The organism is Yoonia sp. TsM2_T14_4 (genome assembly GCF_049602355.1).
GTDB lineage: Bacteria > Pseudomonadota > Alphaproteobacteria > Rhodobacterales > Rhodobacteraceae > Yoonia > Yoonia vestfoldensis_A.
In genome coordinates, this window is sequence record NZ_CP187137.1 from 2,364,741 (window position 1) to 2,386,974 (window position 22,234).

Genomic DNA, 22,234 nt, shown 5'->3' on the forward strand with positions numbered 1-22,234 from the left:
CGTAAACCAAAAGGCCGCGCAATGATGGCGCGGCCTTTCATCATTCTGCACTGACTGTGGTCAGCACATATATTGCCCGCCATTGGCCGAAATCGTCGATCCGGTGACGAAACCCGCATCATCGGAGGCCAGAAACACCACCGCGCGCGCGATTTCGGATGCCTCGCCCAGACGGCCCACGGGGATCTGCGGCAGAATCACCTCGTTCATGACTTTTTCGGGGATCGTGCTCATCATTTCGGTGTTGATATAGCCGGGGGCGATGACGTTGACAGTGATGCCCGCGCGCGCGCCTTCTTGTGCCAGCGCCTTGGTGAAACCGATGTCACCGGCCTTGGCAGCGGCATAATTTGCCTGCGCGAACTGGCCCTTTTGCCCGTTGATCGACGAAATCGTGATGATCCGGCCAAATTTACGGTCGCGCATGCCGGGCCAGACCGGATGGGTCATGTTGAACACGCCCGACAGGTTGGTATTGATCACCTCTTGCCATTGCTGCGGCGTCATCTTGTGGAATGGCGCGTCACGGGTGATGCCCGCGTTGTTGACCAGCACTTCGACCGGCCCCAGATCAGCCTCGACCTCGGCGATGCCTGCGGCGCAAGCCTCGTAATTGCCGACATCCCATTTGTAGGTCTTGATGCCGGTTTCGGCGGTAAAGGCGGCTGCCTTTTCGTCATTGCCCGCATAGGTCGCGGCAACGGTATAGCCTGCATCCTTCAAAGCTGTTGAAATCGCCGCGCCAATACCGCGCGACCCCCCCGTGACCAGTGCCACACGTCCCATAGTTTCTCCTCCCTGTTGTTATTGTCGTCAGGGCGGCCGTTAACCGACCGCCCCTGTCATCAGAACCGTTCGACGCAAAGCGCGACACCCATGCCGCCCCCGATGCACAGCGTGGCAAGACCTTTCTTGGCATCGCGGCGCTTCATCTCGAACAGCAGGGTGTTGAGGATGCGCGCACCGGATGCGCCGATTGGATGGCCGATGGCGATGGCGCCGCCGTTCACGTTGACGATGGCAGGATCCCAGCCCATGTCCTTGTTCACGGCACAGGCTTGTGCGGCAAAAGCCTCGTTCGCCTCGACCAGATCAAGGTCTTCGACGCTCCACCCGGCCTTGGCCAAGGCTTTGCGGCTGGCCATGACAGGCCCCACACCCATGATCGACGGGTCAAGCCCGGCAGTGGCATAAGACGCGATCCGCGCCAGCGGTTCGATCCCGCGCTTTTCGGCGTTTTCGATGGACATGAGCAAGGTTGCAGCGGCCCCGTCGTTGAGGCCAGAGGCGTTGGCCGCCGTGACCGACCCGTCCTTGGTAAAGGCGGGGCGCAGTTTCTGCATCGCGTCGATGGTGGCACCGTGGCGGATATATTCGTCTTGGTCGACGATGATATCGCCTTTGCGGGTCTTGACGGTAAACGCCATGATCTCATCCGCGAATTTGCCGGCCTTTTGCGCGGCTTCGGCCTTGTTCTGGGATGCGACGGCAAATGCATCCTGCATATCGCGGGTGATTTGCCACTGGTTGGCCACGTTTTCCGCCGTTTGGCCCATGTGGTAATTGTTGAACGCATCCCACAGCCCGTCACGGATCATCGTGTCGATATAGGACATATCGCCCATCTTCTGGCCCGCGCGCAGATAGGCAGCATGCGGGCTGAGCGTCATGTTTTCCTGACCACCCGCCAACACGATGTCGGCATCGCCCAGCTGGATATGTTGCGCGCCCAATGCAACGGCGCGCAGACCTGACCCACAAACTTGGTTAATACTCCAGGCCGCAGCTTCGATCGGCAGACCGGCGTTGATATGCGCCTGGCGGGCGGGGTTCTGGCCTTGTGCTGCGGTCAGGACCTGACCAAGGATCGTCTCGCTCACTTCGGATTTGTCGATGCCTGCACGGGCGACAACCTCTGACAGGACAGCCGCCCCAAGATCATGCGCGGGCGTGGTCGCAAAGGCGCCACCGAAGCTGCCGACAGCGGTACGTGCTGCGGATGCGATAACAACATTGGTCATGGAATAGTTCCTTTAGGTTTGTGCCACCGAAAGGACGCGCGGCCTACACGCCGACCGGCGCAAGCCCACTTCCTCCCGTTTCAGACATGCTATTGGGTTGCAGGAAAGAGGGCAATTCAATTTCGGGCGCGCCGCTGCTGCGGTCAAAAAGTGAAACGTGGCACGCCGTAAAGATAGCCTTGCAGGCAATCGGCACCAATACTGCGCAGAAATGCCGCCTCTTCCTCGGTTTCGACACCATCGGCAATTGCGAACATTTCGAAATGATGCGCCACGGTGATCAGCGCTTCGGCCAGCACCTGATTATCGGGATTCTGGTCAATGCCGCGCACAAAGCCTTTGTCGATCTTCACAAGGTCGAAAAAGAAATCCTTGAGATGGCGAAACGCGGTCATGCCGGCCCCGAACCCGTCCAGCGCAAAGGCCACGCCCTTGGGCTGCATTTCGGCCATGAACCGGATCATCACATCGGGCAGCATCATGGCGGATGTTTCACTAATCTCGAAAATCAGCCTATCGCCCAGGCGGGCATGGTCACGCAAACCCCCATCCAGAATGCGCCGCCATTCGCCATCCGCGACCGACCGCGCCGACAGATTGATCGACAGGCGTAGGGTGGGGTTGCGCCGCAGGTGCCGCAGCGCATGCGTCAGGCTGACGCAATCAATCTCGCGGCCCATGGCCGTATCTTCGACCAGCCCCATGAAATGCGCCGCCGGAATGATCCGCCCAGCGTCGTCATGCAGCCGGATCAGCCCTTCGTGAAAGGCGATCTGCGGCACAGGGTCGGTGGTGACAATCGGATGAAACGCAAGACTGGCCCGATCCGCCGCCAGCGCATCGCGCACCAGCGCCACGACATCGCTGTCCCGGCTGGCCAAGGCATAAAGCAGCGGATCGGCCACAGGCAGATCGGCGATATCCGTGCTGGAAAGCGTGGCTTTCGTCATCCTGTTCATCCATAGTGACTGCTGCACCTTGGACCAATGCTGCTAAAAAAGCCTTAAGGGAGCCGATCATGGCACGCTGCGACTGGGCCGGACCCGACCCGATTTATATCGACTATCACGACACCGAATGGGGCGTGCCCGAATATGACAGCCGTGCCTTGTGGGAAAAACTGGTGCTGGACGGGTTTCAGGCGGGGCTGTCCTGGATCACGATCCTGAAAAAGCGCGATAATTTCCGCGCGGCCTTTGCAGGCTTCGACCCTGACATCATCGCAGGTTGGGGCGAGGATGACGTGCGCCGTCTGCTGGCCGACCCCGGCATCATCCGCCACCGCGGCAAGATCGAGGCCACGATCACCAATGCCCGCGCCTGGCAACGAATCGAAGCCGCGCAAGGCTTTGCCAGCTATTTGTGGGCCTATGTGGATGGCGCGCCCTTACAGACAACCCTGCCCGACCGCAGCGCGATGCCGACGCAATCCGCCCTATCGGTGCAGATGTCCAAAGACCTGAAAAAAGCAGGGTTCAAATTCTGCGGGCCAACGATCGTCTATGCGTTCATGGAGGCAACGGGGTTGATCAACAACCATGTCACATCCTGCCCGCGCCACGCCGCCTGCGCAGCACTTGCACGTTCACCAGCGGTCTAGCGCGGCCTCGTCAGCATCTTTCGCCGCCACCCATGCGGCACCGGACAAGGTGACTTCCTTTTTCCAGAACGGCGCGCGGGATTTCAGGTAATCCATCAGGAAATCAGCGGCGGCAAAGGCCTCGGCTCGGTGGGCGGCGGCGGTGGCGACCATCATGATCGGGGCCGCCGGTTCCAGCGCGCCAAAGCGGTGGATCACCAGCGCATCGGCCAGCGACCAACGCGCAACGGCCTGATCCAGAATACCGGTGATCGCGCGTTCGGTCATGCCGGGGTAATGTTCGATCATCATATGCCGCAGATCGCCCGATGTATCGCGCACGACGCCGGTGAAACTGACGATGGCGCCGATATCCCGACGCCCCACGGCGAAACCGGCCAATTCCGCCCCGGGATCAAAGGCGGCCTGTTGCACGCGGACCTGCATCAGCCGCCCGTCATCGGCGGAAAAAACGCAACCTCGCGCACACCGGCAAGCGGGGCATCGAAATCCGCCAGTTCCTGATCCACCGCAACGCGAAGCGCGCTGATATCGGCAAAAGCAGCGGCATAGCGATCCTCGCGCGCGACAAGTTCGGCAACAAGATCAGCGACCGTCGCGGCCTTGGTCTGCACTTTTTCCTGCGGCACGCCGATCCGTTCGCGGACCCAAGCGAAATACATCACGTTCATTGTACCGGTCCCCCCACCAGATATGGTTGCGCCTTGCGGAAATAATCCCACCCCGTCAGCAGGGTCAGAATACCCGCAATCCAAAGCGCGATAATCCCGACCCACCAAGTCACAAATGTCGACAGCGCCTCGACCCCGTCATAATGCTCAAAAGCACCCTTGGCGAACAGGATCGCAATGGCGACCATCTGCGCGGTGGTTTTCCACTTGGCCAATTGCGTGACTTTCAGCAGGCCCGCGGTATCGCCCAGAAACTCGCGCAGGCCCGACACGAACACTTCGCGGAACATGATCACCGTGGCGGGCAACAGGATATAGGGGTCCATGCCGGAAAACCCGGTGATCACCAAAAGCGCGATCACCACCATCGCCTTGTCGGCAATCGGGTCCAGCATCGCACCCAGCTTGCTTTCCTGTTTCCAGCGGCGGGCCAGATAGCCGTCCAGAAAATCAGTCAGCGCCGCCGTGACAAACAGGACCAGCGCGAACCAGTCAGCCGCAGGCCGGTTGAAATACAAAAACATGATCACAACACCGGGTGCCGCGGCCAGTCGCAGGATCGTCAGGATATTGGGCAATGACAGCATAATGGGCGCACAATAAACCGGCTTTGCCCCAGACACCAGCACCCCCATCTTCCGAGCCCAAATATCCCCGCCGGAGGCATAAAAGTTTTTATCCCTGTTCGTGGAAATAATCGTAGATCACCTGCGCCATATTCGCCGAGACGCCATCCACGGCCTTCAGATCCGCCAGATTGGCGCGGGCCACCGCCTTGGCCGATCCGAAATGCGCCAAAAGCGCGCGTTTGCGTGTCGCCCCGACACCCGGCACATCGTCCAGCGGCGTGGCGCCGATGGCCTTGGACCGTTTCGCACGGTGGGTGCCAATGGCGAAACGGTGAACCTCGTCGCGCATGCGCTGGATGAAATACAGCACCGGATCATTATGGCGCAGCGCCATGACCGGTTTGCCAGTGCGGTGGAATTCCTCTTTGCCGGCATCGCGGTCCAGCCCCTTGGCCACGCCGACCATCGGGATGTCGCTAACGCCCATGTCATCCATGATCTGGCGCACGGCGGATACCTGCCCTTGGCCGCCGTCGATCAGCAACAGGTCAGGCCATGTGCCAGTGCTGCGGTCAGGGTCTTCCTTGATCAGGCGTTGGAAACGACGGGTCAGCACCTCTTTCATCATTCCGAAATCATCGCCGGGGGTCAGGTCTTCGCCGCGGATGTTGAACTTGCGATACTGGTTCTTGTCGAACCCGTCAGGCCCCGCCACGACCATCGCGCCGACAGCATGCGCGCCTTGAATATGGCTGTTGTCGTACACCTCGATGCGCTGCGGCACCTTGGGCAGATCAAACGCCTCTGCCAGCCCTTTCAACAGGCGCGATTGCGTCGCGGTTTCCGACATCTTGCGCGCCAGGCTTTCGCGGGCATTGCGCAGGGCGTTCTGCACCAATTCGGCCTTTTCGCCGCGCTGAGGGACCACGATCTCGATCTTGCGACCCGCCTTTTCGGCCAAGGCGGCGGCCATCAGATCGTCATTGTCCAAACCATGCGACAGGATCAACATGCGCGGCGGTTCGCGGCCTGCGTAAAACTGGCCGACGAAAGCCTCCATCACTTCGGCCATATCCTCTTCGCCACTGATGCGGGGGTAATAATCGTGATTGCCCCAGTTCTGGTTGGCGCGGATGAAGAACACCTGCACACAGGCCTGCCCGCCATCGGTGTGCAGCGCAATGACATCAGCCTCTGCCGTATTCTGCGGATTGATGCCCTGCGCCGATTGCACCTGCGTCAGCGCCTTGATCCGGTCGCGGAGCGCCGCGGCGCGTTCGAACAGCATCTCTTCGCTGGCGGCCTGCATCTGGGCGGCCAAGGCTTCTTGAATACCCTTGGTGCGGCCTTGCAGGAAATTCTCGGCCTCTTTCACGGACAAGGCATAATCCGGCTTGCTGATCATCCCGCAGCAGGGGCCGGAACACCGCTTGATCTGGTATTGCAGGCAGGGACGCGTGCGGGTTTCAAAATCGCTGTCCGAACAATTGCGCAGCAAAAACACACGCTGCAACTGCGACAGCGTGCGATTGACCGCACCGGCACCGGCGAAGGGGCCGTAATAATCCCCTTTCTGGCTTTTCGCGCCGCGGTGTTTGCGGATCATCGGGAAATCATGATCCTTGGTCACAAGGATATTGGGAAAGCTTTTGTCGTCGCGCAAAAGCACGTTGTAACGCGGCTTCAGCTGCTTGATCAGGTTTTGTTCCAGCAACAGGGCTTCGGTTTCCGTCCGCGTCGTCAGAAACATCATCGACGCGGTTTCCGAAATCATCCGCGCGATGCGCGGCGAATGCGGGCCGGGGCGCGCATAATTACTGACCCGTGCGCGCAGGTTGCGGGCCTTGCCCACATACAGAACACGGCTATCCGCATCCAGCATCCGGTACACCCCCGGCGAGGAATCAAGGCTGCGCAGATAGCCGTGGATCACGTCATATCCGGTGCGCGCAGTTGGGGGTCCGTTATCGGTCATACGCGGGCTTCTTTGATTCTAGCGGCGCTGCAATGGTAACGCGGCAGGGACAAGAGAAAAGACATCCACCGTTTCTGTGGATAAGTCGGTGGACGAACTGCTGGTTTACGGAAATTATCCTTGTTTCCAGCCCACTTCGTCGCTTTGCTTAAAAATTAGGCAATTTTTCAAGGCTTTGTTTTTATTGGAAATTTTTATGAACCATCCCTTAACGCATTGAAAAAATGGCAAATTGTGACTTTTTCGTGAACGTAGACAATGCCGGTGTGTAACTTTTGGCGCGCCCTACTCGACGCCCAGCACATCAGGGGTCTGCCAGGCCAGATGCTGGCCCCCATCAACGGCCAGCATTTGCCCTGTCACGCCCGGCGCATCAAGGAAATATCCCAAGGCTGCGCAAATCTCTGCAGGGCTGGCGCCACGTTGCAAAACTGTCGCCGCACGCTGACGCGTGAAATGCTCTGCCGATTGCCGCGCGCCTTGCAAGGTCGGCCCCGGACCGATGGCATTGACCCGCACATCAGGGGCCAGCGCCTGCGCCGTGGTCCGCGTCATCGCCCACAGACCCATCTTGGCGATGGTATAGGTCATGAATTCAGGGGTCAGTTTTTGCACGCGCTGGTCGATCATGTTCACAACCAAAGCCTGCGCCAAAGGTTCGCCCATGGCATCGGTCTGCGCCTTGGGCGCCTGGGCCGCAAAGCATTGGGTCAGCACGAAAGGTGCGCGCAGGTTCGACCCGATGTGCCGGTCCCAGCTGGTCTTGGTGGCGGAATGGATCGTGTCATGCTCAAAGATTGATGCATTGTTGACCAGACAGGTCAAAGGCCCGCCCAGCGCATCACGCGCGCGGCCCACCAATGCGGCGGTCGCATCTTCATCCAGCAGATCGGCCTGCAGCGCCACGGCCTGCCGCCCCAGCGCGTGCAATTGCGCGACAGTATCCTGCGCGCCCGCCTGCGACCCCGCATAATGCACCGCCACGTCATAGCCGCGCTGCCCCAGATAGATCGCCATCGCCTGCCCGAGCCGCGCGCCTGCGCCTGTTACCAATGCTTTCACGGCCTGCCCTTTTCACATACGCATGGTCCCTTGCCGATACGGAACCGCCGGCATTTAGGGCATTTCGCCGCCGCAAGCGTCTTTTGCCCGGGAAACCGCCATTTGCCGAAAATGCCCAGCACAACCATAAAGGCCAGAAACAGGAAAACCGATTTGACGATCATAGGCCGAACCGCGCATAGGCCGCACGTTCCTCGATCACCGCGATGGAATCATCGACGATCTGCGCCCCGAACCGCGCGAGCAGCGGTTTGCGCTGGCCATAGCGGCGGAACTTTACCTTATCGCCAAAGCGCGCTTTCATAACGGGGGCCAGATGGCCGATACCATCCACCAGCCCCGCGTCGATACCTTTCTGGCCGATATACACCTCGCCGGTGAACAGGTCGGGATCGTCGGACAGTTTCAGACCGCGCCGTGATTTCACATAGGCGATGAAGGTGGCGTGCAGATCGTCCAACCAGCCTTTGAGCTTTTTGACATCGGCGGGGTTCTGCGGTTTGAACGGGTCCAGCAGGCTTTTCGATTTGCCCGCCGTATGCACCCGCCGTTCGATCCCATAGCGGTCAATCGCCTCATGCGCGCCGAAACCCGCGCTGATGACGCCGATGGACCCGGTGATCGAACATGCGTCGATGAAAATCTCGTCCGCGGCGCAGGCCAGCCAATACCCGCCAGAGGCTGCCACGTCCTCGACAAAGGCAAAAACGGGGATTTTCTTTTCATCCGCCAGCCGCCGGATGCGCGATGCAATCAAGGATGATTGCACGGGCGACCCGCCCGGACAGTTGATTTCCAGCGCGACAGCGGCAGGCTTGCCCTTGCTGAATGCTTTTTCGATTACCGGCGCAAGGCCGGGGTCGTCCAGCCCACGGCCGGAATTGCTGATCGCGCCTTGCAAGCGGATCACGGCGACGAACGGGGCGGACTTGGTAAAGGGGATATATTTCATGCCCATATACTTAAACCGATCCCCGCCCCCCGCAAGGTCCACAGATGGTCACTGCCGAATGCGCCAACCGGTGCGGAAAATCCACCAGATGAAGGCAAGACAGCCCGTGGTGAACACGGTGATCGCCAGCATAGACATGCCGATGCTGACATCCGCCACGCCAAAGAACGACCACCGAAACCCGCTGATCAGGTACACCACCGGATTGAACAGGGTGATCGCCTGCCAGACCGGCGGCAACATGGTGATCGAATAAAACGATCCACCCAGAAACACCAAAGGCGTGATCACCAACAACGGGATCAGCTGCAATTGTTCAAAGTTGCCCGCCCAAATGCCGATGATAAAGCCCAGCAAAGAAAAGCTGATGCAGGTCAGCACCAGCAGCGCCAGCATCGCAAACGGATGCGCGATCTGGATGTCGATAAAGAAAAACGCCGTCAGCAGGATGATGATCCCGATGAAGAGCGCCTTGGTTGCCGCCGCCCCCACATAGCCCGCCACGATTTCCAGAAAACTGACGGGGGCTGACAGCAATTCATAGATCGTGCCGGTGAATTTGGGGAAATAGATGCCGAAACTGGCGTTGGATGTGGCCTGCGTCATCACCGACAGCATGATCAGCCCCGGCACGATAAAGGCGCCATAGCTGACACCTTCGACCTGATCGATCCGGCTGCCGATGGCCGCACCAAAGACCACAAAATACAGCGAGGTGGACAGCACCGGCGACACCAGCGATTGCATGATCGTGCGCTGGAACCGGCGCATTTCATGCACATAGATCGTCTTGACTGCGTTGAGGTTCATCATTCTTCCTTTACCAGACCGACAAAGATGTCTTCGAGGCTGCTTTGTTGCGTCTGCAAATCTTTCATCTGCAAACCAGCGTCTTGCAGATCATTCAACAAGGTGGTGATGCCGGTGCGCGGCCCCTTGGTATCATAGGTATAGGTCAGGCTTTGCCCGTCGGGTGCGCGGTGCAGGGCGTATTTGGCCAGCGCGGCGGGAATCTCGGCTGTGGGTGCCGCCAGATCGATGCGCAGCTGTTTCTTGCCCATCTGCGCCATCAATTCGGCCTTGTCCTGAATCAGCAGGATTTCACCTTTGGCGATGATGCCGACACGGTCGGCGATCGCTTCGGCCTCTTCGATATAATGCGTGGTCAGGATGATGGTCACGCCAGATGCTTTCAGCCCCGCGACGACTGCCCACATGTCCTTGCGCAATTCGACATCGACGCCCGCGCTGGGTTCGTCCAGAAACAAGACGCGCGGTTCATGCGCCAGCGCCTTGGCGATCAGCACGCGGCGTTTCATGCCGCCGGACAGCGTCATGATCTTTCTGTCCTTCTTGTCGTCCAGCGACAATTGGGCAAGGATTTCATCCACCTTGCCATCATCGCGGGGTTTGCCGAACAAGCCGCGCGAAAACTGGACCGAGGCTCTGACCGTCTCGAACGGTTCAAGGCTGATTTCCTGTGGCACCAGCCCGATCATGGCGCGCGCGGCGCGGTAATCTTTCTGGGTGTCATGGCCACCCACTGTCACAGTCCCCGATGTGGGCGACGTGATCCCGCAGATCGTGGAAATCAGCGTGGTCTTGCCCGCGCCATTGGGGCCAAGCAGGGCAAGGATCTCGCCTTCTGCGATCTCCAGATTGACGGATTTTAACGCCTCGAACCCGCCAGCATAGGATTTGCGAAGGTTCTTGACGGAAACGATTGCGGTCATGGGACAGCCTTTGTGTTGGTTGCTGGCTACCTAGACCCGCACAGTCCGAAGTAAAAGACCCAGTACCGTGCGCTGATCCGAGACAGCATTGGGCCGGATCGCACACGAATAAGAAACAAGCCGCAGAAAGTGCTTTGCAGACACCAATGTTCGGTTAACATTCAGTCGTCGATACGAGTGAGCTTCAGTATGTTGCGTTTTCTACTCCAAGTGTTTGGTGTCAAAAAAGGCTTCGGAGTCAGGAGGCGACGTCGCATCGCCAGCCCGTGGGCGACAGGATCCCGCCGCATTCCCCCGCTTACCCGACACGTCGAACAATCGTGGCGAACTAAAGCGCAGCAGTCTGAACCGCGGCTGAAGGACGACAAGCCCGACTACCCGGTCCCTGACTTTCCTGAAAGCGGTGAGTTGGTGGGCCGAGCTTATGTCATTGATGGCGATACAATCGCAATCAGCCGCATCAAGATCCGCATCTCGGGCATTGACGCGCCAGAACTCGACCGGCCATGGGGCAAAAAGGCGAAATGGGCGCTGGTAAACATTTGCAAAGGGCAGGTCGTAACCGCCAAGCTAAATGGCGAAAGATCGTATGACAGGCTTGTCGGCACATGCTACCTGCCGGACGGGACCGACATCGGCGCAGAGATGGTCAGGCGGGGCGAGGCATTGGATTGGGACGTGTTTTCCGGTGGCAAATACCGGCATCTCGAACCCGAAGACGCACGCCAACGCCTGCTAGGTTTCGGTGCACGACAGCATTAGATCACCCCATCCGCGCGGCCATATCCAGCATCCGGCAGGAAAAACCCCATTCATTGTCGTACCAACCGAAAACACGGAGCATCCCGCCTTGGGTGACGCGGGTTTCCGGCAGGGAAACGATCAGGCTTTCGGGCCGCGCGCGCAGATCCGATGACACCAGCAGCTTGTCGGTATGGCCGATCACGCCGGTCTGGGCGCGCAACAGATCGTGCAAGCCAGCGCGGTCGGGCGTATCGCGCACCACGACCGCAAGGTCGATGGCAGAGACGGACGCGACAGGCACCCGCACCGCCGCCGCCTCGATCCGGCCCGCAATCTGCGGCAGGACATCGCCCAAAAGACGCTGTGCAGATGTCGTTGTCGGCACCATCGACAGGCCAGCCGCACGGCTACGCAGGAAATCCCCGCGCGGCGCATCAATCGTGGGCTGGCTGCCGGTGTAGCAGTGGATCGTCGTCATCCAGCCGGTTTTCAGCCCCCAATGATCGTCGATCAGCCGCACCAGCGGCGCCAGCGCGTTGGTGGTGCAGGATGCGTTCGACACGATAGGTTGATGCGCCAGCAGATGATCATTTGCCCCCAGCACGATCGTGATATCCGCCGCTGCCGATGGGCCAGAGATCAGAACGCGGGACGCGCCCGCACGCAAACCCGCCTCGGCCACGGGGCGGGTGTCGGCCTTGCCGGTGCATTCCAGCAGTACATCGACATTCGCCAGATCCAACGATGCAACATTGTCGGTCTGATAGATCGGGATCGCCTTGCCGTTGATGACAAGACGATCACCGCGCAATTCCGCCTGCCCGGGAAAGGGACCAAAAACGCTGTCATAGGCGAACAGATGGGCGCAAAGATCACTTTGCGCCATGTCGTTGATACCGACGATATCCACTGCGGGACCATATCCCAATGCATGCGCGCGCAGCAGCGTCCGCCCGATCCGGCCAAACCCGTTGATGAAAACCTTTGTCATGCAAGCCTCCGACCTTTCATCGGATGCTGCATCTTTGTGCATCGGTCCACAAGCCGCGATAGCCCTGCGATCTGGGGTAGAATCATGCGGATGGCGCGTGGTGCTATACGGAATCGGCCCGACACCATTCTAATCACGCAGCACGGCAGCGGTGCTTGGCAAGAAATGATGCACAAATTTGCGGCAGATACTGCAATACTCGTCACTTTCCGCCAAAGGCAGGGACCGAGTGCCAAAAGCTGCTGTTTCCCGTAAAAGCGCCGCTTTTCACCGGAAATAGCGCCGATACTGTTTCGAATTCCCTGAACAATCCGGTCGAAACGACAGGATTACGGGCAACCAAACAACAAGTTAACGTCACTTTTTGGCCCAAATTGAATGAGACCACATACCGCAGGCAGGCGCGCGGCGTCCTGCCGTTGCGTTTCGAAGGCTGGAAATCACAATGGCGAAACCGCTGATGCACGACAATGCAGATGACAAGGACAGCTTTGTCGACGAGCTGAAGCCCGGCACCAAGCTGCTGCACGGGCAATATGTCATTGATAGCTTTCTGAATGCGGGCGGTTTCGGGATCACCTATCTGGCGCGGGACAGTCTGGACCGCAAGATCGTGATCAAGGAATGTTTTCCCGGCGCGTTCTGTCGGCGCAGCCGTTATATCGTGCAGGCCCGTTCACGCGCGCATCAAAACGAGCTGAAATCCATCGTCCGCCTGTTCGTGCAAGAGGCGCGCAGCCTGGCCAAGTTAAGCCACCCCAATATCGTCGGGGTGCATCAGGTGTTCGAAGACAATGACACGGCCTATATGGCGCTTGATTTCGTCGAAGGGCGCGATCTGCTTGATACGATCGAAGACCCCAAACACGGCCTGACCCCCGCCCAGATCAAGGCGATGCTGAAAGATATGCTGGATGCCGTTGGCTTCATCCATGACCAAGGCATCTTGCACCGCGATATTTCGCCCGACAACATCCTGATCGGCAAAGACATGCATCCGGTGCTGATTGATTTCGGGGCCGCCCGCGAAGAAGCCACCAAGCAAAGCCGCGTGCTGTCTGCCCTGCGTGTGGTCAAGGACGGCTATTCACCGCAGGAATTTTATATCGCAGGGTCCGATCAAGGGCCAAGCAGTGATCTTTATGCTCTTGCAGCGACATTCCATCATCTGATCGCAAAGGATGTCCCGCCCAATTCCCAAGCCCGACTTGCCGCAATCGCCTCGGGCGATCCGGACCCTTATACCAAACTGGCCGGGCGCATCACGGGCTATGACGCGCCTTTCCTTGCCGCGATCGACAAGGCGCTCGAGATTTTACCAAAGGACCGTTTGCAATCGGCCAAAGCCTGGCTCGACATGATGGACAGCGCGCAGGACAATGTGACACCTCTCAAGATCGGGGTGCCGCAAACGAAAACCGGCGCGCCACAGGCAAACAAGCCAAAGTCGAAAATGCCGCTGCTGTTAGGGTCCGTGGCGGTTGCCACGCTGTTGGTGGCGGCTGGCGTCTTCTTGAACAGCCCAAGTGCAGATCCTGTCACAGCACCAACCGCTGCTACAGCCTCTGTCACGGCGCCGGTCAGCGCGCCCCAAATAACCAGCAGACCTGCCGCGGATACCCAGATCGCGACGATCAGCGATGACCCAGCGGCACCTGTGCGCGATGATTCCGCCGAAACGACGCCGGTCCTGCCTGACGCCGACATCGCAGCGGCAGAGCCGCTTTCCGTGCCCGCAGACATGCCCCAGCCTGTGCCGGAACCAGATGTAACAGCCACCTTGCCAGAGATCACAGACCAACGCCCCGCAGCCGAAACGGGTATCGCCGCCGTCACCTTGCCCGATACCCCCGACACGGTTGATGCCGTTGGCACCGGCCCTGTCGTGGATATCGCGGCCATCGTGCCAGGCAACGAGGTTTCGCCACCCCCCGTCACGGTCAGCTGGACCGTCGCTATCCCCTTTGCAGGGGCAGATGGCGCGTCAAACATCATCGCGGCGGTCGCACCGGGCGCACCTGTTTGGGCGCAAGCTGGACTGGTCATCACCGATGTGAACGGCGTGGATGTGAACGCGATCAGCGACATTCCTGCCATCTTGCGCGCAGGCAACGATCCGTTGGGCGCAACAGGCAATCTGGACGTGACCTTCGGCACAATGAACCCCACGACCGAGGAACGGATCGCGCGCCAGTTGCGCCTGCCTGTCGTGCAGAGTGTGTTTCTATCCAACGGCGTTATCTTTGAGACGCGGTTTACCGATCAGACGTGGCAGACGGTGGCGACAAACGTGCCCTCAGCTTTGCGCAGCGGGTTACAGGAAGGTGACATCGTCACATCCTACATCCCGACAGCGGAAACGCTCGACACGCGCGACGCTTTGATCGCGATACTGGACCGCGAAATCGCAAACGGGACAAACCGTCTCATGTTCGCAGTGCAACGTGGTGGCAGCATGTGGGTGGCATCGCTCGACTATGCCGATGCCGCGGAATGAGGGCAGGAAGCTTTCCCAGATGGGGCGTGCATTGGCAATTGGAAAGGTCTGAACCATGAAATTTATTCGTGATCTTATTGGCAAAAAACAGGCACAGGCCGAGGCCGAGACTGCGGCAGAGACTGCGGCAGAGACTGCGGCAGCCCCCGAAGAAAAGATCGAAGAAACCCAGCATGACCCCATCGATCCGCGCCTGCGCGGCGATGAATTGTCACCAGAAGTGAATGCCATGCTCACCAACGTCAACGCCAAGACGCGGCCCGCAGATGCACCATCTGTGCAGGCACCTGCGGTCAACATCTGGGACATGGACAACGACGACGGATCAACCGCGCTGCCGGACACGGCCCCCGTTTTGCCAAAACCGTCGCCTGCGCTGGCCTCGGCGGCGGCGGCCCGGTCGCCCGCACGGTCGCGCCGGACCAAGACACGGCTGATCGGGTTTGACAAATCCGATGGGTCTGTTGTCGATCTGTTCAACGATGCGCCAAAGGTTGTGGCAACCCAGCGCGCCAAGTTTCCTGTGGGCTGGATTGTTGTCGCCGCAGGCCCCGGGCGCGGCGAAAGCTTTGCGTTGATGGCGGGGATGAACCCAATAGGACGCGGCGACGACCAAGCCATCCAGCTTGATTTCGGGGATACTGCGATTTCGCGCAGCAACCATGCCGCCATCGTCTATGACACCGACGGCAAGGAATTCCTGCTCGGCCACGGCGGCAAGTCGAACATCGTGCGGCTGAACGACAAACCCGTGATCAGCAACGAAACGATCAAAACCGGTGATGTGATCCGCATCGGGGAAACCGTGCTGCGGTTCGTGGCGCTTTGCGACAGATCCTTTAACTGGGCGGATGGCGCAACCGAGGAGGGCGACGATGTGGCGATCGCCTGAACCGCGCTTTGACGTTGCTTCGGCGATCTGTCAGGGCGGCCGCGATTATCAGGAAGACGCCATCGTCACAGATTTCCCCTTTGGCGCAGACAGCGGTGTCGTAGTGCTAGCCGATGGCATGGGTGGTCATGCTGCCGGTGACGTCGCCAGCAAGATCGTCGTGACCGAGGTATTCAGCGAGCTGAAATTCCAAAGCGCGTATTTTTCCGATTTCGAAACCGAGATCCCGCAATACCTGACAGCAGCGGCGGTGAACGCCAATGATGTCATGCGCGACCATGTGACCCAGCACCCCGAAACACGCGGCATGGGTGCCACGCTGGTGTCGATTGTCATTGTCGAAGATCGCATGTTCTGGATGTCGATCGGGGATTCCCCGCTGTATCATTTCCGCAATGGCCAGTTGCGGCAGCTGAACGAAGATCATTCTTTGGCACCTCAGATTGATTTCATGGTGCAATCAGGTCTTCTTGATCCGGCGGTGGGCAAGAACCATCCAGATCGCAATTGCCTGACCTCGGTAATCCTTGGCGACCGCGTTGCCAAATCGGACTGCCCCAAGACGCCTTTCAGGCTGGATGTGGGTGATATCATTGTGGTGTCCAGCGACGGGCTGCAATATCTTGAAGATGCACAGATCCAGCGCATCCTGCATAAATACCGCCGCAAGAAAGCGGCCGAAATTGCAGGCTATCTTTTGGAAGCCATCGAAGCACTGGCCGATCCCGATCAGGACAATTGCACCTTTTCGGTGATCAAGCTGAACCACAACAAGCCGGTGATCCGTGCCGTGCGCCCCAAGCCTGCGGGCCATGTGGATGCGCCCACGCCCACCACGACCCGCGTCGTGGACATAGCAGCAGGCATAGCCGCAGCGACAGCCGCCGTTGATGACACCGCGCCACCCGCAAAATTCGCGGCCAGAGGCAGTTGATGTCTACGCAATCACCGTTCACCCGCGTGCAGCAAGACCTGACGCGGGCGATGGCATCGGGGCGTTTGCCCGCGCAGGTTCAGGCCCGCGCCGAAACGCTGCTGGCGCGGATCACGAAACCTGTCCGCCTTGGTCTTTTGGGCCAGCCGCAAACCGGCAAATCATTGTTGCTTAACCTGCTGGTCGGAACTGATGTGGTGCCGACCGACCTGCGCCTGCCAACGCTGGAACTGACCTATGGCGCAGCACCTTGCATCATCCGCACCTTAGCGGACGGGACCAAGACCACGGTCAACAGCGATGACCTGCGCCGGATCACGGCACTTGCCCCCGTCTTTGTCGAAATGCAATTGCCCCTGCCTGCGCTGGGAAAAATTTCGCTGCTCGAAGTCGTCGCGCCCGATGATGCCGCAGCACTGCAACGCGCCAGCCTATGGGCTGCCAAGCGGACCGATGTGGTTTTGTGGTGCAGCCAGTCGTTTGATGCGCATGACCAGCGGGTCTGGGCGCAGATGCCCGACCTGATCAAGGATCACGGGTTTCTGATGATCACCAAGGCCGACATTTTACGTGCGAACGGGCAGCTTGACGGCGTTCTGGCGCGGGCGAACGCTTTGGCGCGCGACGATTTCAACCAGATCCTTGCCATCGCAACACAGGACGCCATCGCCGCGCGCAGGGCTGACGGGTCAGTCGACAAGGACAAGATGCGCGCCAGTGGCGGGTTGGCCCTGATCACCGCCGTCCTGAAACAGGTCGCATCTGGCAAGCAATCAGCCGTGGACGCCGCCGACATGCTGCTGGCCCAGCACTCCGAAGCAGCCGCAGCACCCACGCCTGCGCCAGTGATCGCACCACAAGTGGCGCCCGCACGGCACGATTTGGGCAAAGCGCGACCACCAAAACAGGCCGCCACCCGACCTGCCCCACCCCCGACTTCGGCAGGCATAGCCGCCTATCAGACTGCGCACGACCATATCGCTCAACAAGGTGTGGCGCTGTTGCAGCTGGCACAATCAGGCGACCAAGATATGCACGCCAAGGTTATGGCGCAGACCGTTGAACAATTGCTATGGTTGTGCAATTACTTATCCTGCAACGACAGCGATAGTGACCCGTTGCTGCAGAATCTGCGTGCAACCGTTCTTGATGCGGCGGACCTTGCGCAGCTTATGCAGATGGAACGGCGCGACAGTGCCGTGATCGAAGCCGTCAGCCTGTTGTTGCAGGTAAAGCGCGAGCTGCAGGATCATCTTGCAGCTTGAGCGGTACAAGATGTTGAATGACCGGCGCCGGTGCCGTCATAGTTAAGCGGTGTGATTTTGTTTCCATAACAGTAATAAAACACGCTTTGCCGCGTGATTTTGGGCTGGGGCGCACTCCCGCAAAAGGTGCAAGAACCGCGTTACCAAGGACGGAACCGAATGAAGATGGAAGAGCTGGCAAAAGTGGGCGGCTACAAAGTCCCGGCAGCACATCACCCATTCATGCGTTTGGGTCTGGAAAAGCTGGACCTGTTTCATGCCGAAATCGCCGACCTGGAGGCGACATTGCAAGATGTCGTCAAACTGGGTGGTCAGGATAGTGAAAAGAAATCTGCAAAGCTGATCAAACAATTGCGCTCATTCGAGCCCAGCATCACGATGATCGGCCAGATCAAAGCCGGCAAGACATCGCTGGTGAATGCGATGGTCGGCCGCCCTGATCTGCTGCCTGCGGACGTGAACCCCTGGACATCGGTGGTCACGTCGCTGCACCTGAACGCGGCTTTGCCCGCGGATGCGCCGACCGCGACCTTCCAGTTTTTCAACAAGGACGAATGGGATCATCTGATCGAGAATGGCGGACGCATCGGCGAATTATCCGCGCGGGCCGGTGCCGACGAAGAGATGGAGAAAATCCGCCTGCAAATCGCCGAAATGCGCGACAAGACCAAGCGCCGCCTTGGTCGCAAATTCGAACTTTTGTTGGGTCAAAAACATAATTACGCCGAACTGAATGACGACTTGGTGCAGCGTTATGTCTGTATGGGCGATGACTTTGACGATCTTGACGCATCAGGCCAACAGGGTCGTTTTGCCGATATCACCAAATCTGCCGACATTTATCTGACCGCCGCAACAATCCCGATGCCGCTATGCCTGCGCGATACGCCGGGCGTGAACGACACCTTCATGATGCGCGAACAGATCACCATCAACGCATTGCGCGACAGCCGCATCTGCGTGGTCGTGCTATCGGCGCATCAGGCGCTGAGTTCCATGGACATGGGGCTGATCCGTCTGATTTCGAACGTCAAATCCCGAGAGGTCGTGATTTTCGTCAACCGGATCGACGAGTTGGCCAATCCCGCCGAACAGGTCCCCGAAATCCGCGACAGCATTTTGCAGACGCTGATCGACAATAACGGCCCCGAAACGCCTGAGTTGATTTTTGGCAGCGCCTATTGGGCAAATATCGCATTGGGGGATAATCTGGACGCCATCGTCGCGGATAGCGCCGAAGCAATGTTCAACTGGGCCGAGGCCTCGCTCAGCGCGCAGACGGCGGACATGGGGACCAAGGAACTGGTCTGGCATCTGTCCGGTTTGCCCGCATTGTTCGGCGCGATATCTGACCGCATCACCGACGGACCGGGTGCAGAAGTCCTGACCGCGGCGCGCAAACGGGCGCTGAATCTTATTGGCGGCGTGCGGGCGTCATCGTCCATCGTGTCGATGCGTCTGGAGGGTGACACGGTCACAGTGATGCCGCATAGCCAGCTGGTCCAGCGCCTGGACAGGATCGCTCAGACGCAGATCAACCAGCTCAATGACCGCCTGGACAGCGTGTTCCAGCAGTTTGGATCGCGGGTCGACCAATCGCATCGACGGTTTTTGGACCGTGCGCTTGAATCCTTGCTACAACATCTTGAAAGCAGGGGCGAAGACGAGGTCTGGCAATATAGCCCCGATGGGCTGCGGATATTGCTGCGCACCAGCTATCAGGTGATGCGGCGCAACGCGACAATGGCCTGTGACCAAGTGTTTGCCGCAGCCTCTGATGATCTGTCGGAAACCTATCGCGCGGCGTTCGGGGTGGCTGTTGAAAACTTCAAGATCACGCCACCTGCCGCCCCCGACATTCCCGCCCCTGTCACGCTGGGTCAGACCATCGCGCTTGATCTGCAGACGTCGTGGTGGAAAGGCTGGTGGAAGCGGCGCAAAGGCTATCGCGCCTTTGCCAGTGGATTCTATGACCTGATCGAGGCGGAAACCGCCCCCATTATCGCAGAACTCAAGGATCGCCAGACCATGGACATCCGCGCCATGGCCGAACGCGAATTGCGCGAATTTCTGGACGAACAGCGCGCCCTGCTGACCGACATCAGCGAAAAATCCAGCCTTCACCTTGATGATCTGAAGGATATTTTCGGGATCACCGCGCAGCAGGAACGCGCTGAAATATTCGACTATATCATCGACGAACTGACCGCGCAGACACATGCCGCGCCGCAAGGACCCGACCAATGACCGACGCACACCTGCCCCGCAAACCCCGGATCGCACTGATGGGTGAATTCAGCGCGGGCAAAAGCACCTTGTCCAACCTGTTGTTGGGCGCGCGCCCGCTGCCGGAAAAGGTAACGGCGACACGTCTTGCGCCGGTGTGGATGTCTTATGGCCACACGCCAGCTTACCGCGTACTGGTGGACGGCAGCACCGAACCGGTGTCGCTGGACCGGCTTGAATCGATACCGGTCGCACAAACCCATGTGATCCGGCTGTTCATGGAATGCGATATTCTGGACCTTTGCGATCTGATCGATTTTCCGGGAATTTCCGACCCCAATATGTCGTCCGAAGTCTGGGAACGGATGCTGCCCGAGGTGGACGCCGTGATCTGGTGCACCCATGCAACCCAGGCTTGGCGTCAGTCAGAGGCTGCTGTCTGGGCAATGATGCCCGATGCCCTGCGTGATTTTTCCATCCTGCTGATCACCCGCTATGACAAGCTGATCAGCGATAAGGACCGTCGCCGCGTGTTGCAGCGGGTACGACTTGAAACGGACGGGCAGTTCGCGGCCAGTTTCCCGATCTCTTTGGTGCAGGCGTTGCAGGCGGGCGATGATTACGACAAATGGAACGCAAGCGGTGCAGGCCCTTTTGTCACCCATCTGATCGACATGATCGAAAACCTGACCAAGGTCGCGGCACGCACCGACCGGCCGCTTTACAATATCGCCAATGGCACCGCGATCCCAGACCCCGTGCGCGCAACGATCATGCCGCGCCGCGTGCAGCGGATGCACGACACACCGCAAATTCGCGCATCTGAAACGGACGATCAGGTCCGCGCATCTTCGTAAACGCCTCGCGGCGGGTCTTTCCCGTCTTTGGAAATCGCCCTAATCAGGGCCTTGGCAAAAGCAATGGACAGAACCAATGGTCGCCGAGGCGCTGGACAGATTGCACGACAGACATCCGGGCTGCGAAACGCTCGCCTTTGCGGATTTGTCCACGCAGATGGTCCTGATCACCAATGCCAAAACGACATTCCGCCGCGAAGGGCTGGATTCGCTGTGTGCCGAGGCCGCGCTGGCCTTTGGCACAGACCGCGAGCCTGCAATCGGCGACGGCGCTGCCAGGACAGTGTTTGTTGCAACGCGCGATCATCTGCGGATCTATCTGCGCTCTGCGCACGAACCCCATGATGTATTATGCTGCGTCTGCGCCCACGATACCGCCATCGACTTCTTTCTTCAGGATGCGCGCGCCTGTCTGGAAACGATCAGCCATGACGTATGATGTCCACCTGCAAGAGCCCCCCATCCGTGACTGACCACAGCCTGCTTGTCACCAGACTGATGGCATTGGCCGCCACTGACAGCGTGTTCGTCGGTGGCGCGCGCGTCCTGTCGCGGGCCGGATTGCCTGCGCCCCTGACGGCGATCATCACGGAAATCGACGCTACCGTGCTGGCGCGGACGCTAGTATGCGACATCGACGGCGCTGTCCTGCGCATGGCTGTGGCAGGTCGCCGCCTGCGCGGGTTGATAGATATTGGCGGTGTCGCGCCAGCGGCCACGGCCCTGACAGGCCGCGTATTGGCGCAAGACGATATCGCCACGACAAAGACGCTTGGCGTGTTTTTGGCGGGCTTGTGCAAGGATGCACAGCAGGTCACCGTGCGCTCGCACCCCGCCGAACCGCCGGGCAACCCCTCCGAGGCGGGTATTCCCGCAGCCAGCCTTGCGGGTCTTTGGCAGGTGGTTGACCATGGCACCGGACAATCACGGATGGCGCAGTTTCTGGCGGGCAATAGCCCGATGATTACCGCTTTCATCCACGCAACCGCCGGGGTGACCACCGGCACGCAGGGCGATACCACCAAGCTGGACCCGATCTGGCGCGACCAGTTCATGGCGTTCCGCAAACGGCAACAGGCGATCTTTACGCATCAGGACGGCCCGCTTTTGGTTTGTCTGGATGGTGGGTTGGATGACGGGCGCGCCGTGGCCATCGCGATGACAGGCGACGAGGCCAGCGTGTTCGCCTATGAATCTGCCGCGATCAGCACCATCCTGACATCGTGGCACAGGATCACGCATTAG

23 protein-coding genes are annotated in these 22,234 nt (G+C 59.4%); 11 read left to right on the forward strand and 12 right to left on the reverse strand.

Features of this window, described 5'->3' with window-relative positions; genetic code table 11:
- Positions 1-60 precede the first annotated feature (60 nt).
- The 3 genes from phbB to ACPF9B_RS11750 all read right to left on the reverse strand — a co-directional run bounded on the left by phbB (position 61) and on the right by ACPF9B_RS11750 (position 2,971).
- The gene (phbB, locus tag ACPF9B_RS11740; protein WP_007206691.1) at positions 61-786 is read right to left on the reverse strand and encodes an acetoacetyl-CoA reductase; all 726 of its coding nucleotides are present in this window, start codon (positions 784-786) and stop codon (positions 61-63) included.
- A gap of 59 nt (positions 787-845) precedes the next feature.
- Positions 846-2,021, reverse strand: coding sequence for an acetyl-CoA C-acetyltransferase (locus ACPF9B_RS11745; RefSeq protein WP_424177576.1), 1,176 nt, complete (start codon positions 2,019-2,021; stop codon positions 846-848).
- A gap of 143 nt (positions 2,022-2,164) precedes the next feature.
- Positions 2,165-2,971 (reverse strand): EAL domain-containing protein, encoded by an 807-nt coding sequence (locus ACPF9B_RS11750; RefSeq protein WP_007206689.1) that lies wholly within the window; start codon positions 2,969-2,971, stop codon positions 2,165-2,167.
- A 68-nt stretch (positions 2,972-3,039) separates the two neighbouring features.
- Between ACPF9B_RS11750 and ACPF9B_RS11755 the strand changes: the two genes are divergently transcribed.
- Complete coding sequence (locus ACPF9B_RS11755; protein WP_424177578.1) at positions 3,040-3,621, forward strand: DNA-3-methyladenine glycosylase I; 582 nt, start codon at positions 3,040-3,042, stop codon at positions 3,619-3,621.
- Here ACPF9B_RS11755 and ACPF9B_RS11760 read toward each other — a convergent pair.
- The 8 genes from ACPF9B_RS11760 to ACPF9B_RS11795 form a co-directional block, all read right to left on the reverse strand.
- Complete coding sequence (locus ACPF9B_RS11760) at positions 3,607-4,047, reverse strand: molybdenum cofactor biosynthesis protein MoaE (RefSeq protein ID WP_424177580.1); 441 nt, start codon at positions 4,045-4,047, stop codon at positions 3,607-3,609. The two genes, ACPF9B_RS11755 and ACPF9B_RS11760, sit on opposite strands and share 15 nt — an antisense overlap.
- Positions 4,047-4,292 carry a molybdopterin converting factor subunit 1 gene (gene moaD / locus ACPF9B_RS11765; RefSeq protein WP_213395614.1) on the reverse strand — a complete coding sequence of 82 codons (246 nt, stop codon included), beginning with the start codon at positions 4,290-4,292 and terminating at the stop codon, positions 4,047-4,049. The genes ACPF9B_RS11760 and moaD overlap by 1 nt, the downstream gene beginning before the upstream one ends.
- A complete protein-coding gene (pgsA, locus tag ACPF9B_RS11770; protein ID WP_213395615.1) occupies positions 4,289-4,879 on the reverse strand; it encodes a CDP-diacylglycerol--glycerol-3-phosphate 3-phosphatidyltransferase in 591 nt (196 codons plus the stop codon). Before pgsA ends, moaD begins: the two co-directional genes overlap by 4 nt.
- A gap of 88 nt (positions 4,880-4,967) precedes the next feature.
- Positions 4,968-6,836 (reverse strand): excinuclease ABC subunit UvrC, encoded by a 1,869-nt coding sequence (gene uvrC, locus ACPF9B_RS11775; protein ID WP_424177583.1) that lies wholly within the window; start codon positions 6,834-6,836, stop codon positions 4,968-4,970.
- Between the two features lie 285 nt (positions 6,837-7,121).
- Positions 7,122-7,853 carry an SDR family oxidoreductase gene (locus ACPF9B_RS11780; RefSeq protein ID WP_424180423.1) on the reverse strand — a complete coding sequence of 244 codons (732 nt, stop codon included), beginning with the start codon at positions 7,851-7,853 and terminating at the stop codon, positions 7,122-7,124.
- A 205-nt stretch (positions 7,854-8,058) separates the two neighbouring features.
- On the reverse strand, positions 8,059-8,850 hold the full coding sequence (locus ACPF9B_RS11785) for a S49 family peptidase (RefSeq protein WP_007206681.1): 792 nt from the start codon (positions 8,848-8,850) through the stop codon (positions 8,059-8,061).
- Between the two features lie 48 nt (positions 8,851-8,898).
- Complete coding sequence (locus ACPF9B_RS11790) at positions 8,899-9,660, reverse strand: ABC transporter permease (protein ID WP_424177586.1); 762 nt, start codon at positions 9,658-9,660, stop codon at positions 8,899-8,901.
- Positions 9,660-10,583 (reverse strand): ABC transporter ATP-binding protein, encoded by a 924-nt coding sequence (locus ACPF9B_RS11795; RefSeq protein WP_424177588.1) that lies wholly within the window; start codon positions 10,581-10,583, stop codon positions 9,660-9,662. The genes ACPF9B_RS11790 and ACPF9B_RS11795 overlap by 1 nt, the downstream gene beginning before the upstream one ends.
- A 189-nt stretch (positions 10,584-10,772) precedes the next feature.
- On the opposite strand from ACPF9B_RS11795, the gene ACPF9B_RS11800 reads away from it, so the two are divergent.
- Positions 10,773-11,345, forward strand: coding sequence for a thermonuclease family protein (locus tag ACPF9B_RS11800; RefSeq protein ID WP_424177590.1), 573 nt, complete (start codon positions 10,773-10,775; stop codon positions 11,343-11,345).
- Between the two features lies 1 nt (position 11,346).
- Here the strand turns inward: ACPF9B_RS11800 and ACPF9B_RS11805 are convergent, their stop codons facing one another.
- Positions 11,347-12,318, reverse strand: a complete 972-nt coding sequence (locus ACPF9B_RS11805) for a type I glyceraldehyde-3-phosphate dehydrogenase (RefSeq protein ID WP_040482988.1) — start codon at positions 12,316-12,318, stop codon at positions 11,347-11,349.
- Between the two features lie 155 nt (positions 12,319-12,473).
- Between ACPF9B_RS11805 and ACPF9B_RS11810 the strand changes: the two genes are divergently transcribed.
- The 9 genes from ACPF9B_RS11810 (at position 12,474) to ACPF9B_RS11850 (ending at position 22,234) form a co-directional block, all read left to right on the forward strand.
- Positions 12,474-12,779, forward strand: a complete 306-nt coding sequence (locus ACPF9B_RS11810) for a hypothetical protein (RefSeq protein ID WP_424177593.1) — start codon at positions 12,474-12,476, stop codon at positions 12,777-12,779.
- Complete coding sequence (locus ACPF9B_RS11815) at positions 12,764-14,815, forward strand: protein kinase domain-containing protein (RefSeq protein WP_424177595.1); 2,052 nt, start codon at positions 12,764-12,766, stop codon at positions 14,813-14,815. The genes ACPF9B_RS11810 and ACPF9B_RS11815 overlap by 16 nt, the downstream gene beginning before the upstream one ends.
- A 55-nt stretch (positions 14,816-14,870) precedes the next feature.
- A complete protein-coding gene (locus tag ACPF9B_RS11820; RefSeq protein ID WP_424177597.1) occupies positions 14,871-15,707 on the forward strand; it encodes an FHA domain-containing protein in 837 nt (278 codons plus the stop codon).
- A complete protein-coding gene (locus tag ACPF9B_RS11825) occupies positions 15,691-16,641 on the forward strand; it encodes a PP2C family protein-serine/threonine phosphatase (RefSeq protein WP_424177599.1) in 951 nt (316 codons plus the stop codon). The genes ACPF9B_RS11820 and ACPF9B_RS11825 overlap by 17 nt, the downstream gene beginning before the upstream one ends.
- Entirely contained in the window at positions 16,641-17,906 is a 1,266-nt protein-coding gene (locus tag ACPF9B_RS11830) for a hypothetical protein (RefSeq protein ID WP_424177601.1), read from the forward strand. The genes ACPF9B_RS11825 and ACPF9B_RS11830 overlap by 1 nt, the downstream gene beginning before the upstream one ends.
- 159 nt (positions 17,907-18,065) lie before the next feature.
- Positions 18,066-20,153, forward strand: coding sequence for a dynamin family protein (locus ACPF9B_RS11835; RefSeq protein ID WP_424177603.1), 2,088 nt, complete (start codon positions 18,066-18,068; stop codon positions 20,151-20,153).
- Positions 20,150-20,989, forward strand: a complete 840-nt coding sequence (locus ACPF9B_RS11840; protein WP_007206672.1) for a dynamin family protein — start codon at positions 20,150-20,152, stop codon at positions 20,987-20,989. Before ACPF9B_RS11835 ends, ACPF9B_RS11840 begins: the two co-directional genes overlap by 4 nt.
- 76 nt (positions 20,990-21,065) lie before the next feature.
- On the forward strand, positions 21,066-21,428 hold the full coding sequence (locus ACPF9B_RS11845) for a hypothetical protein (RefSeq protein ID WP_007206671.1): 363 nt from the start codon (positions 21,066-21,068) through the stop codon (positions 21,426-21,428).
- Positions 21,429-21,454: 26 nt separating this feature from the next.
- Complete coding sequence (locus ACPF9B_RS11850) at positions 21,455-22,234, forward strand: hypothetical protein (RefSeq protein ID WP_424177605.1); 780 nt, start codon at positions 21,455-21,457, stop codon at positions 22,232-22,234.

What these genes read in the sequence shown, in the direction of transcription:
- phbB (WP_007206691.1), bottom strand. Translation starts at nt 786, where the DNA reads ATGGGACGTGTGGCACTGGTCACGGGGGGGTCGCGCGGTATTGGCGCG.
- ACPF9B_RS11745 (WP_424177576.1), bottom strand. Translation starts at nt 2,021, where the DNA reads ATGACCAATGTTGTTATCGCATCCGCAGCACGTACCGCTGTCGGCAGC.
- ACPF9B_RS11750 (WP_007206689.1), bottom strand. Translation starts at nt 2,971, where the DNA reads ATGACGAAAGCCACGCTTTCCAGCACGGATATCGCCGATCTGCCTGTG.
- ACPF9B_RS11755 (WP_424177578.1), top strand. Translation starts at nt 3,040, where the DNA reads ATGGCACGCTGCGACTGGGCCGGACCCGACCCGATTTATATCGACTAT.
- ACPF9B_RS11760 (WP_424177580.1), bottom strand. Translation starts at nt 4,047, where the DNA reads ATGCAGGTCCGCGTGCAACAGGCCGCCTTTGATCCCGGGGCGGAATTG.
- moaD (WP_213395614.1), bottom strand. Translation starts at nt 4,292, where the DNA reads ATGAACGTGATGTATTTCGCTTGGGTCCGCGAACGGATCGGCGTGCCG.
- pgsA (WP_213395615.1), bottom strand. Translation starts at nt 4,879, where the DNA reads ATGCTGTCATTGCCCAATATCCTGACGATCCTGCGACTGGCCGCGGCA.
- uvrC (WP_424177583.1), bottom strand. Translation starts at nt 6,836, where the DNA reads ATGACCGATAACGGACCCCCAACTGCGCGCACCGGATATGACGTGATC.
- ACPF9B_RS11780 (WP_424180423.1), bottom strand. Translation starts at nt 7,853, where the DNA reads ATGGCGATCTATCTGGGGCAGCGCGGCTATGACGTGGCGGTGCATTAT.
- ACPF9B_RS11785 (WP_007206681.1), bottom strand. Translation starts at nt 8,850, where the DNA reads ATGAAATATATCCCCTTTACCAAGTCCGCCCCGTTCGTCGCCGTGATC.
- ACPF9B_RS11790 (WP_424177586.1), bottom strand. Translation starts at nt 9,660, where the DNA reads ATGAACCTCAACGCAGTCAAGACGATCTATGTGCATGAAATGCGCCGG.
- ACPF9B_RS11795 (WP_424177588.1), bottom strand. Translation starts at nt 10,583, where the DNA reads ATGACCGCAATCGTTTCCGTCAAGAACCTTCGCAAATCCTATGCTGGC.
- ACPF9B_RS11800 (WP_424177590.1), top strand. Translation starts at nt 10,773, where the DNA reads ATGTTGCGTTTTCTACTCCAAGTGTTTGGTGTCAAAAAAGGCTTCGGA.
- ACPF9B_RS11805 (WP_040482988.1), bottom strand. Translation starts at nt 12,318, where the DNA reads ATGACAAAGGTTTTCATCAACGGGTTTGGCCGGATCGGGCGGACGCTG.
- ACPF9B_RS11815 (WP_424177595.1), top strand. Translation starts at nt 12,764, where the DNA reads ATGGCGAAACCGCTGATGCACGACAATGCAGATGACAAGGACAGCTTT.
- ACPF9B_RS11820 (WP_424177597.1), top strand. Translation starts at nt 14,871, where the DNA reads ATGAAATTTATTCGTGATCTTATTGGCAAAAAACAGGCACAGGCCGAG.
- ACPF9B_RS11825 (WP_424177599.1), top strand. Translation starts at nt 15,691, where the DNA reads ATGTGGCGATCGCCTGAACCGCGCTTTGACGTTGCTTCGGCGATCTGT.
- ACPF9B_RS11830 (WP_424177601.1), top strand. Translation starts at nt 16,641, where the DNA reads ATGTCTACGCAATCACCGTTCACCCGCGTGCAGCAAGACCTGACGCGG.
- ACPF9B_RS11835 (WP_424177603.1), top strand. Translation starts at nt 18,066, where the DNA reads ATGAAGATGGAAGAGCTGGCAAAAGTGGGCGGCTACAAAGTCCCGGCA.
- ACPF9B_RS11840 (WP_007206672.1), top strand. Translation starts at nt 20,150, where the DNA reads ATGACCGACGCACACCTGCCCCGCAAACCCCGGATCGCACTGATGGGT.
- ACPF9B_RS11845 (WP_007206671.1), top strand. Translation starts at nt 21,066, where the DNA reads ATGGTCGCCGAGGCGCTGGACAGATTGCACGACAGACATCCGGGCTGC.